9 protein-coding genes are annotated in these 11,396 nt (G+C 34.6%); 6 read left to right on the top strand and 3 right to left on the bottom strand.

What is annotated here, in order from left to right; genetic code table 11:
• Nucleotides 1-9: 9 nt before the first annotated feature.
• The 6 genes from OLM61_RS20510 to OLM61_RS20485 all read left to right on the top strand — a co-directional run bounded on the left by OLM61_RS20510 (nt 10) and on the right by OLM61_RS20485 (nt 8,515).
• On the top strand, nt 10-414 hold the full coding sequence (locus OLM61_RS20510; protein ID WP_264524447.1) for an RHS repeat domain-containing protein: 405 nt from the start codon (nt 10-12) through the stop codon (nt 412-414).
• A 254-nt stretch (nt 415-668) separates the two neighbouring features.
• Nucleotides 669-1,040, top strand: coding sequence for a hypothetical protein (locus OLM61_RS20505; RefSeq protein WP_264524446.1), 372 nt, complete (start codon nt 669-671; stop codon nt 1,038-1,040).
• A gap of 335 nt (nt 1,041-1,375) precedes the next feature.
• Entirely contained in the window at nt 1,376-2,350 is a 975-nt protein-coding gene (locus tag OLM61_RS20500) for an ornithine cyclodeaminase family protein (protein ID WP_264524445.1), read from the top strand.
• Complete coding sequence (locus OLM61_RS20495) at nt 2,343-3,410, top strand: proline racemase family protein (RefSeq protein WP_264524444.1); 1,068 nt, start codon at nt 2,343-2,345, stop codon at nt 3,408-3,410. Before OLM61_RS20500 ends, OLM61_RS20495 begins: the two co-directional genes overlap by 8 nt.
• Nucleotides 3,411-3,959: 549 nt before the next feature.
• Nucleotides 3,960-4,832 (top strand): ABC transporter ATP-binding protein, encoded by an 873-nt coding sequence (locus OLM61_RS20490; protein WP_264524443.1) that lies wholly within the window; start codon nt 3,960-3,962, stop codon nt 4,830-4,832.
• Nucleotides 4,833-4,930: 98 nt separating this feature from the next.
• Entirely contained in the window at nt 4,931-8,515 is a 3,585-nt protein-coding gene (locus OLM61_RS20485) for an ABC transporter permease/M1 family aminopeptidase (protein WP_264524442.1), read from the top strand.
• 112 nt (nt 8,516-8,627) lie between these two features.
• On the opposite strand, the gene OLM61_RS20480 is transcribed toward OLM61_RS20485, so the two are convergent.
• From OLM61_RS20480 to OLM61_RS20470, 3 genes are all read right to left on the bottom strand, one after another.
• Complete coding sequence (locus OLM61_RS20480; RefSeq protein ID WP_264524441.1) at nt 8,628-9,086, bottom strand: hypothetical protein; 459 nt, start codon at nt 9,084-9,086, stop codon at nt 8,628-8,630.
• A gap of 175 nt (nt 9,087-9,261) precedes the next feature.
• Nucleotides 9,262-9,945 (bottom strand): response regulator transcription factor, encoded by a 684-nt coding sequence (locus OLM61_RS20475; protein ID WP_264524440.1) that lies wholly within the window; start codon nt 9,943-9,945, stop codon nt 9,262-9,264.
• Entirely contained in the window at nt 9,935-11,287 is a 1,353-nt protein-coding gene (locus tag OLM61_RS20470; protein ID WP_264524439.1) for a sensor histidine kinase, read from the bottom strand. Before OLM61_RS20470 ends, OLM61_RS20475 begins: the two co-directional genes overlap by 11 nt.
• Nucleotides 11,288-11,396 lie beyond the last annotated feature (109 nt).

Raw genomic sequence — 11,396 nt, 5'->3', positions numbered from 1 at the left:
GCTACGCAAATGTGGAAATACGATTTAAAAGATCGTCCTAAATTAGTTGCTACTGAGGATGACTTAGTTTACGACAAGTCTGAACCAATTTACAATTTAATTACTTGGGTGTATGAAGGAGGTTCTTTTGTACCAAGTGCTAAGATTATAGGAGATGGGAAGTCCTATATTATTAATGATTATATTGGTCGTCCTGTACAGGCTTATACTGAAAAAGGTAAGTTAGTCTGGGAAACAGATTATGACATTTATGGAGATCTCCGTAATCTAAAAGGCGATCGAGATTTTATTCCTTTTAGGCAGTTGGGCCAATATGAGGATATAGAGACTGGTTTGTATTATAACAGGTTTAGGTATTATAATTCTGAATCAGGGCTTTATTGTAGCCAGAATCCAAATATCTTGTTAACCTGAATTTATAATATTCCAAATGTGTTGGCACATGGTTAATTTTCAGGTTGAAGTGGGTATCTTGCTCGTGAACATAAAAAAACTGCCTCAATACCGAGGCAGTTTTTTGTTTATCGTTTTGATATGAATTCTGAAAAAGCATTTTTCTATTTAAAATATTTAGAAGATTAATTACTTAAAATTAGAGATAAGAACAAACTATTACAGTGTTTACCGGTCCTAAACTAGCATCACAACATATAATATGTCATTAAATTATGGAAAAAGATTTTATTTTTATGGATGATGAAACAGATGGAAAAGAAAGAATTTTTTACAGAAGTATATTTTATTCTTATATAAGAAATCTTATAACAGATTTTTTTAATGCTAAATTAGAGTATAATGATACTCATTTACGATTTATAAGCTTTTTAGAAACATTAGAAGATGCCGGAGATGTTTATTTTTTAATGCATGAGATGCCTTATCATTGGGCTTTAGGTATCATACAGAACACAGCAGAACCTAATGAGGAAATAATGCTTGATGAAAATAAAAAGAATAATGAACTTGAGTTTTGTAAGCAATTTTTGTCAACAAGTAATATAAATTATTTTCTAGAAGAATTTAGTAGTTCAAATGTATGATCTATGCCCATAAAGAAGAAAATAGTACCATAAAAAAATATAGAATTGATTAAGTAGCTTAAAAAACAAAATCAGTTTGTATGTATTTAATCTTCCAGCTGACACAAGGACCTTATCTGTGAAAGTAAAGAAATTGGAAAAAGAATAGAAAAGAAGAAGCCGTCTCAATACAAAATTTGAGGCGGCTTCTTCTTTTGTTATAGATTATGTGCCTTATTACCTTTTTACTAATTTGTACTATATTAACCTTAAATTGGTATATGTTATCTGATTAAAGGTGAAATAGTATTATCATACAATAAACTTCTATTTTTAATAAAATTTCAACACCATACATGAAACCAATACAACTTATTTCAGATCATTTCATTGAAGAAAAATGTAATTTTAAAGAACTTATAGAAAGACTTCGTGCCGGGTTTTCGACCTCGGCGATCAAAGTGCCTATGCGTCATCATCATGATTATTCTAATCCGGAAGAAGGCAAAGATTCGACACTGCTGCTCATGCCGGCATTTCAGGCAGGCAAAGATTTAGGAGTAAAAATAGTTACGGTAAGTCCGAATAATGGTAACTATGATCTGCCTTCCATTCAGGGAACTTATATTTATTTAGACGGGCACAAAGGAAATATAAAGGCAATTCTTGATGCAAAATCACTAACAGCGAAACGTACTGCAGCAACATCTGCTTTGGCAAGCAGTTATCTTTCGCGAAAAGATGCCTCGACTATGCTAATGATTGGCACAGGAGCATTGGCTATTAATTTAATTCAGGCACATGCAAGCGTAAGGCCTATAAAAGAGGTTTATGTTTGGGGGCGAACTATAGAAAAAGCACAATTGGTTTGTGATGCATTTCAAAATTCTTCGTTTAGCTGCAAACCAGTTTCAACTATTGAAGAAGTAATTTCTCAGGTTGCTATTATTTCCTCGGCAACGTTATCACCCGTTCCGCTTGTTTTTGGGAAATGGCTGAAAGAAGGACAGCATTTGGATCTTGTTGGGGCATATAAAAAAGATATGCGGGAGGCAGATGATGAAGCCGTTTTAAAATCAAGTCTGTTTCTTGATACGTATCAGGGTGGGCTAAAAGAAAGCGGCGATATTTTGATCCCGCTCACCAATGGAATTATTACAAAAGAAACTATTAAAGCAGATTTGTTTGAACTGTGCAGCAATACAAAATCAGGCAGAACATCTGATACCGAAATCACTTATTTTAAATCCGTTGGACATGCTTTAGAAGACCTTGTTGCAGCGGGATATTTTTATGAAGAGTATAATTTAAAAACACAGAAAAATGTCTGATACCTACCAAAATATTTGTAACAATACGACTTATATAGCAGACGATGCTGTACTACAGATCAAAACAATTGATATGCATACGGGTGGGGAGCCTTTGCGTGTAATTGTTTCTGGTTTTCCAAAACTTAAAGGGAATACCGTTTTAGAATACCGACGAGATATAAAAGAAAACTACGATTATTTAAGAACGGCATTGATGTTTGAACCTCGCGGTCATGCTGATATGTACGGTTGTATTTTACTACCGCCAAATGATGAGGATGCAGATTTTGGTATTCTTTTCATGCACAACGAAGGATACAGCAGTATGTGTGGTCATGCTATTATTGCGATAAGCACACTGGCGGCAAAAATGAATTGGATAACGGTAAAAGAAGGTGAGAATGAATTGAAAATAGATGCTCCCTGCGGCCGAATTCTTTCGTTTGTTACCGTGTTAAAGGGCGAGGTAACAGGAGTGAGGTTTCATTGTGTACCAAGTTTTGCTGTAGGTTTAGATCGTATTGTAAATGTTCCGGGTATTGGCAACGTTGTTTATGATTTGGCTTATGGCGGCGCTTTTTATGCTTATGTTGACTTGAGAAAAAATACGCATTTGAATTTTGGATTAACCGAGGAAAATTACCGCGGCATTATTCAAAATGGAGTTGCTATAAAACATGCCGTAATGAATCATGATACCGAAATTCATCATCCGTTTGAAAAGGATCTGAGTTTTTTATACGGAACTATTTTTATTGATGAACCACTGAATAGTGCTAATCACAGTCGAAATGTTTGTGTTTTTGCTGATGGAGAAGTCGATCGTTCTCCAACAGGTTCAGGTGTTTCGGGAAGAATTGCGATTGAAAAAGCGAAAAACTCCATAAATTTAAAAGAGTTTATTACGATAGAAAGTATAACCGGAAGTACGTTTACAGGATCACTTGTCAGAGAAGAAAAATTTGGCCCCTTCAAGGCTGTAATTCCCCAGGTTGAAGGAACAGCTTTTGTAACAGGAGTAAATACGTTTTTAATAGATCCAAAAGATCCTATGAAGAATGGCTTTATACTGAGATAATGAATTGATTTAGAATAAAAGAAAGTCCTGAAGTATTTCAGGACTTTTTTATTGGAAAAAACTGGATTCGAACCTCAAGCCTGAAACCTTCATATTTCTTAAATTTCTACCTGGCAAGTCACGATTTTATCACAAAACTCAAGGGATCAATTTCGGAGAATGCCCTCTTGTTTTTAAGGGGTAAAAAAAAGACAGCAAAGAAAGTTCTAAAATATTGGACACATAACTCAGCTGGATAGAGAGGATCGGGGATGTGTAACCACTTATTACATTATACCACCCAATTATTACAATTTATCTATAATGATTCTCACTTGTAATTATATTTATTCCAAAAAATTACAAAATTACAAGAAGCAGAAGCCGTCGCGAGGTACCAAAATGACTCAGGATCGGCGCAAAATCTATGGAACAGCAAACAAAAGAGTATTCCGATTGGAATAAAGAAATGAAACGGCATTTATCTCCAATAAAAAGTAATGCTGTAACAAATAAATAGAACCATCGTCTGATGTGTTTATTATCAACTAATTAAAAGACCAATACAAAATGGAATTAATCATTAAAAACCTGGACAAAAAGTACAGTAATGGCGTGCATGCATTGAACGATGTTTCGCTTCATATTAAAAAAGGAATGTTTGGGTTACTTGGACCAAACGGAGCCGGAAAATCTTCTTTGATGCGTACACTTGCGACTTTGCAGGATGTCGACAGTGGTTCAGTAACCCTTGGAGATATTGACGTTTTGAATAACAAAGAAGCGGTTCGTAAAGTTCTGGGGTATTTGCCACAAGAATTTGGTGTATATCCAAGAACGTCAGCTGTAGAACTTCTGGATCATTTAGCACTGCTGAAAGGATTTGATAAAAAATCAGACCGTAAACAAATCATAGAACAATTACTAGTCAAAGTTAATCTTTGGGAACATCGAAAAAATGCTGTGGGCAGTTACAGTGGAGGGATGCGCCAACGTTTTGGAATTGCACAATGTTTAATCGGAAACCCGCAATTGGTTATTGTAGATGAACCGACTGCAGGATTGGATCCAGGTGAAAGAAATCGTTTTTATAATATTTTGAGTGAAATAGGAGAGAACACCGTGGTGATTCTTTCTACTCATATTGTTCAGGATGTTCGTGAACTTTGCACAGAAATGGCGATAATGAACCAGGGGAAAGTGTTGTTTAGTGGTAATACTGATGATGCTTTACTGCAAGTGAAAAGCAAAGTTTGGGAGAAAAAAGTAACCAAACTGGAATTACCCGAATATCAAAAAGACTACAAAGTAATCTCGAATAAATTAGTGGGTGGACAACCTTTGATTCACGTTTTTTCGAATACTCATTTGAATAACGGATTCATTCCGGCTGAGGAAAATCTCGAAGATGTGTTTTTTGCGAAATTAAACGAATTAGTTTAAGAAAAAAGAGACTGAACTGCTAAGGTTTTAGAAACTTATAGTGATAAAACCTCGGTATTAAATACGTCAATCTCTTAGCTCTTTTTAAATAAAAAATTATGTGGAAATTTATACGATACGAATTAAAATATTGGTTGCAGACACCAATGATATGGATCTTTTTATTCATTAATACCCTGATCGTTTTTTTTGCGGTCGGATCTGAGCAGGTTACCGTTGGCCAAAGTATCGGTAACATAAACAAAAACGCACCTTTTGTTGTAGAACAATTCTATGGCATACTTTCGGTAATTTGTTTACTGATGACTACAGCCTTTATGAATGCCACGGCCAACCGTGATTTTCAAAGTGGAATGTATCAGTTTATATTCTCCTCCCCAATCAAAAAAAGGGATTATTATTTCGGAAAATTCATTGGAGCAGCGATCGTTTCGGTAATTCCTTTACTTGGAATTTCTTTAGGTGCCCTGATTGCTCCGGTATTAGCGCCCATTTTTGATATGTGTCCCGCGGAAAGATTTGGCGAAATCATTTGGTCAGGACACCTGCAGGGTCTCTTGGTTTTTGGGATTCCAAATGTGATTATCTCAGGGGTATTACTATTTGCTTTAGCGATTATTTTCAGAAGTAATATAGTGTCTTTCATAGGAGCTATGCTTATTTTGGTATTCTATGCGGTCTCCTCCGGATTTACCAAAGATATTCAGAAAGAATGGTTAGCCAATTTGCTTGATCCTTTTGGACTTCGTCCTTTTAAGATTATGACCAAATACGCCACTGTTGCTGAAAAAAATCTAAGTGCAGTCTCTTTACATGGCGATTTATTGACCAATCGTTTGATTTGGATAGGAATCAGTTTGGTTATTTTAGTGGCAGTTTACTTTAAATTTTCTTTTAATGCTAAAAAAGAAAAGAGTAAAGAGACTAAAAAATCAAAAGTAGTTGAAGCCCCGATCCTTGTTTCAAACAGAGTATTCGAAACAACAAAAGCGAATGTCTTTTCGATAAGTACCTTTTGGAGTTTAGTGAAATTTGAAACCAAATCCATCATCAAAAACCCAACCTTTATTATCATTGTTGCCATTGGAATGATTAATCTGATTGCAAGCCTTACGAGTTTTACAGGCCGCTACGGAACTGCTCAGTATCCTGTAACTTATGATGTAATCGATACTATAAAAGGGGCTTTTAGCATTTTTATGATTGGCTTTATTACTTTTTATACGGGTGTTTTAGTTTGGAAAGAACGTGATGCCAAAATCAATGAAATTCAAGATGCTACACCTATCAAAACAGGTGTTTTATTCTCTTCTAAATTGGTGGCCCTCATTATTGCTTTAGCCATTGTTTTTGCTTTAACGATAATCGTGGGGATTGCTTCACAAACAGCTTATGGATATTACAATTACAAATTGGATGTTTATCTAAAATCAATAATGGTAGTGTCTTTGTTGGGCTATTCTTTTATGGCGGTGATTTCTTTGTTATTCCATTATTTAATCAACAACCGATATATTGCCTATTTTGCTTTCGTCACTTTAGTTATCGTCAATAGTTTCATTTGGGGACTACTCGAAATCAATAGTAATATGTTGAATTTTGGCAACATACCAGCCATTACTTATTCGGACATGAATGGGTTTGGTCCTTTTGTCTCCTCTACCATTTGGTTCAATGTATACTGGACGCTGTTTTGTTTGATCTTGTGTTTTGTCATTAACGCATTTTACATTCGTGGTAAAGAACAGCAATTTAAATACAGATTGGTAAATGCAAAAAAACAATTTGGAGAAAATAAGGTTTCTATAGCCATCACCGTAGTCGCATTTGCACTTTGCAGTGGTTTTGTTTATTATAATACCAAAGTCTTAAACACTTACGATTCTTCAAAAGAGCAAGAGAACAAGCAGATGGATTATGAGAAAAAGTATAAAAAATTCGAAAATTTAGTACAGCCACGTTTTTATAAATTCAATTATACTATTGATCTTGTGCCCGAAGAACGAAACATGACGGCAAAGATAGAAGCCTGGGCAAAAAACAAATCTAATGTAGCGATAAAAGAACTCCATTTTACGATGCCGGAACTATCGGATAGTTTAAAAATGAATATTGCCGGAGCAAAATTAAAATTAAATGATTCCCGCTTAAATTATCAGATTTATCAATTAAACAAACCTTTATTGCCGAATGATTCCATCAAAATTAATATCGATTTATGGAAATTGACAAAAGGATTCGAAAATGAAGTCAGCTTTACACAACTGACCCAAAACGGGACCTTCTTCAATAATTCTGATATTTTACCTTCTTTGGGATACATTAATGGCATGGAAATTTCGGATAAAAACAAACGAATCAAACTGAAATTACCAAAGAGAGAGCGAATGCCAAAACTGGACGAGAACAATCTTTCGGCCAGGGCCAATTCGTACCTTGGAAATGATTCGGACTGGGTTGAGGTGAATACTACGATAAGCACATCGCCGGATCAAACGGCTATTGCTCCGGGATCATTGCTAAAAACTTGGGAGGCCAACGGAAGAAAGTATTTCAACTACAAATTGGATCAAAAATCATTGAATTTTTATTCTTTTGTTTCTGGAAAATATGAAATAGCCCGTAAAAAATGGAATGGTATAGATCTGGAAGTTTACTACGACAAAGAACACGCCTATAATGTTCCGAATATGCTAAAAAGCATGCAGAAATCATTGGAATATTATACTAAAAACTTCGGGCCCTATTACCATAAACAATGCAGAATTATTGAGTTTCCAAGATATCAAAGTTTTGCACAGGCTTTCCCGGGCACTATGCCTTTTAGTGAAGGTATCGGTTTTATTACTGATTTACGTGATGTAAAGAAAGATGATATTGACCAGGTTTACTATGTTACAGCGCACGAGATGGCACATCAGTATTGGGCACATCAGGTTTGTGGTGCCAATATGCAGGGAAGTGAAATGTTTAGTGAAGGTTTTGCCCAATATTCTGCTTTGATGGTCATGGAAAAAGAATATGGAAAGGACAAAATGAAAAAATTCCTGAAATATGAAATGGATGGTTATTTAAGAGGCCGTAGTTCTGAGCTTGAAGGAGAGCAGTCTTTAATGAAAACCGAGCACCAACAGTACATACACTATCAAAAAGCAAGTGTAGTGATGTATTATTTAAAAGAAATGATTGGGGAGAAAAAGGTAAATCAGGCTTTGAAAAATTTGGTTGACACTTATGCTTATAAAAACCCGCCATTTCCAACTTCGATAGGCGTAGTAAATGAATTACGAAAAGTAACTCCGGATAGTTTACAGTATTTGATTTCTGATATGTTTGAAAACATCACGTTATTTTCAAACCGAATGCTGGAAGCCAAATACAAAAAAGTAGGTTCTGAGTATGAAATCACTTTAAAAACGACTTCCGAAAAATTCAGATCGGATGCATTAGGAAAAGAAACTCAAATTCCTGTTGCCGACTATATTGATATTGCCGTTTTTGCAGAACCAAAAGACGGTTCAGGTTTGGGTAAGGTTTTGGTTTACAAAAGGCTGAAAATAACAAAAAAGAACAATGTTTATGTTTTCAAGACTAAAGAAAAACCTTTTGAAGCAGGTATCGATCCCTACAACTATTTGATTGATAGAGTTCCGGACGACAATTTGAAGAAAGCAGAAGACTAGTTTTTTAGCTGCATTTCCAGAACATTCACTTTTACATTTAGCGGAAGTTTAAAAGAGAATAATTACTTGTATGAAAAAGGGGGAACTTACTAAGTGCCCCCTTTTTTGCGTTTTAATGTTTACCATTCCCATGTCCTTTTCCATGTCCATGTCCATTCTCTTTATATTCTTTATTGTTTCCTTTACCGGGTTTTTGACCGATAGTTTTTTGTGGTTTTCCTTTGTATCCCTTACCGTATTTTACTTTATGAGTTTTATAATTATCATAAGGAGAATTGCCTCTGTAATCGGTTAGTACCACTTTGTATTCATTATAAAGGTCATAATTTCTATAGTTTCGCGGAAGATTTCTGGCTCTGATCCATTTTCCATTACTGATGTAAATGTAATTGGATGCATTGATGTCGTAGTACATTTCGAGATCCGGTAAATAATAGTAACGGACATCTGTATAACCCACCGGACCCCATGCCGGAGGTGTTCCAATATTTACATTAACAGATACCTGTGCCTGTAAAGAGCTTACAGCAATGAATGTCATTGCGATAAAGAAGTATTTTAGTGATTTCATAATTTTAAATAGTATTAAATTATTAAGAATCTAAGGTAAAACAAAAATCGAACCTAAAATTAATTGATTGAAATATTTTTATTATAAAGTCTTAATAATAAGCTTACTACGTCTGTTTATTTGGTGCTCTTCTTCGGTACAAGGCACTCCGTCCGAACATTTGTTTAAGGGGCAATTAGACAATGATTAAGCGATAGCCAACTCCTCTCATATTTATGATCGAAATTTTGGGATCGGAGGCAAGATGACGTCGCAGTTTTGAAATAAAAACATCTAAACTTCTTCCATTGAAAAAACTGTCATCACCCCAAAGATCCAGAAGCACTTCTTTTCTGGAAAGGATACCGTCTTTATTTGTTAAAAATTGATAAAGAATTTGTCCCGATCTTGAAGACAGATAAATTGATTCGCCATTATAATTTAGTTCATAATTGTGGTGATTGTATTTGTAATCGCCCAATTGAAAATTATTTTCATTTGTTTGAGAAGATTTATCTTTTAATAATCTGTTTACTCTCGCAATCAATTCCTCTATGCTGAACGGTTTCCTTACGTAATCGTCAGCTCCTATTTCAAAACCTTTTAAGACATCTTCGGTTAAAACTCTAGCCGAAAGAAGTATAATTGGCATTTGATTCCCTTTTTCGCGAAGCGTTTTTATGAAGGTGTATCCATCTAACTTTGGCATCATAATATCGGCAACAGTAATATCAAAGATTTGATTGTTTAGTGCTTCTAAACCTTCTTCACCGTTAGTTACCCACTGTACTTTAAAGCCTGCCCGGGAGAGCATATCAGTTGTAATTTCGCCCAAGTTCGGATCATCCTCAAGATATAATATTTTAGGTTTACGATTCATAAGAAGGCATATTGATTTCAATTAATGTACCAGTTTCAAGATGAGATTTTATTACTTTAATGGATCCTCCCTGATTTTTTAATGAATTTCTTGCAAAGCTAAGTCCAAGACCAAAGCCTTTCCTATCATGGAGGTCGTTTTCGGAGATTCTGAAATAAGGTTCAAAAATTTCTTCGGCATACTTATCCGGAATTCCGATTCCATTGTCTTTAATGTAGATTAAAACTCTATTTTGAATTTGTTTCGCAGAAATCATAACAATTGGCGCTTTGTCTGAATATTTTAATGAGTTATCGATCAGGTTTAGAAAAATTTGTTTCAACTGATCTGAGTTTCCTTTTAAATTTATTTTTTCATCAACTTCATTGAATATAATTTTAGCTTCATTTTTCAGAATAATACCTGATATTGTTTCGACTACTTTTTCGATCAAAGTTACTAAATTGACCTGGCTGAGAATTTGTTTTTGATAATTGCTGTCCGCTTTTGCATGTTGCAGAATCGTTTCAACCAGAGAATATAGTTGGGTCGCAGCTCGTTGAATAATACCCGCATACTTTTTTGCTGCTTCAGGCTCACTCGCAATATCATATTTTACGAGCCCATCTGTGGCAACCATTATAGTCGAAATAGGAATTTTAAGCTCGTGAGTCATATTTTGCGTGAAGATTTCCTTGTTCTTAAGAAGCTTTCGATTGATTGTGATGTTATGGATAAATAAACTTATAGTACCTATAAAAAGAATTATATAGAATATTGAAAAAGCGATAGATTTCCATATTTGCGAAATGATAATACCGGAAAGGTTGTCTATATGAGCCCTGAAAGTGATGTTTTCTTTCATAATAAGACTAGCGACAGGTTCTGTGGTATTTTTATTCTGAACAGTACGTTTTTTAGGATACGTCGTGGTTCCTTTACTGTTTTGTCGGTAGATGGTTACTCCATTTTCGCTGAATAACTCGGGATGTAATTTTTTCAATGAATGGTAAATCAGACTATCTGCTTTATTGTAGGAGAGCAATATTTTTTTACTTACTTCTTGAAACTTCTCTCCTTTATAGGGGGTTGTAGTTAATACTGTAGCACCTGACTGAGATTGAGTTATTTTGTCATAATCTACTTTTACGTGATTTAAGAGAGAATCTATTTTCGGATTTAAGGATAAATTATTTACAAACTGATTTACTAAAACTTGTCGTATTTCTAGTTTTGTCTGTTCAAGAATCTCCGTTTTTTTATTGAGATAACTGTTTTGCAGCCAATACCATTGAAAGGCTAAAACAATTACTATTGTCAGAACAAGTAAGTATTTATCGAAACGGAAAAAGAAACTTCGCATAATTTGTATTTGGTGAGGTATAAAATTACGGACTAAAACAGGCTAAATAAAATCGGTTAACACTATTTAACATTATGTAACCCTGTGATAACCCATTATGGTTTAAAGT

Source organism: Flavobacterium sp. N502536, assembly GCF_025947345.1.
GTDB lineage: Bacteria > Bacteroidota > Bacteroidia > Flavobacteriales > Flavobacteriaceae > Flavobacterium.
This window is presented reverse-complemented; position numbering and strand designations above follow the sequence as displayed.

What these genes read in the sequence shown, in the direction of transcription:
- OLM61_RS20485 (WP_264524442.1), top strand. Translation starts at nt 4,931, where the DNA reads ATGTGGAAATTTATACGATACGAATTAAAATATTGGTTGCAGACACCA.
- OLM61_RS20505 (WP_264524446.1), top strand. Translation starts at nt 669, where the DNA reads ATGGAAAAAGATTTTATTTTTATGGATGATGAAACAGATGGAAAAGAA.
- OLM61_RS20470 (WP_264524439.1), bottom strand. Translation starts at nt 11,287, where the DNA reads ATGCGAAGTTTCTTTTTCCGTTTCGATAAATACTTACTTGTTCTGACA.
- OLM61_RS20480 (WP_264524441.1), bottom strand. Translation starts at nt 9,086, where the DNA reads ATGAAATCACTAAAATACTTCTTTATCGCAATGACATTCATTGCTGTA.
- OLM61_RS20510 (WP_264524447.1), top strand. Translation starts at nt 10, where the DNA reads ATGTGGAAATACGATTTAAAAGATCGTCCTAAATTAGTTGCTACTGAG.
- OLM61_RS20495 (WP_264524444.1), top strand. Translation starts at nt 2,343, where the DNA reads ATGTCTGATACCTACCAAAATATTTGTAACAATACGACTTATATAGCA.
- OLM61_RS20500 (WP_264524445.1), top strand. Translation starts at nt 1,376, where the DNA reads ATGAAACCAATACAACTTATTTCAGATCATTTCATTGAAGAAAAATGT.
- OLM61_RS20490 (WP_264524443.1), top strand. Translation starts at nt 3,960, where the DNA reads ATGGAATTAATCATTAAAAACCTGGACAAAAAGTACAGTAATGGCGTG.
- OLM61_RS20475 (WP_264524440.1), bottom strand. Translation starts at nt 9,945, where the DNA reads ATGAATCGTAAACCTAAAATATTATATCTTGAGGATGATCCGAACTTG.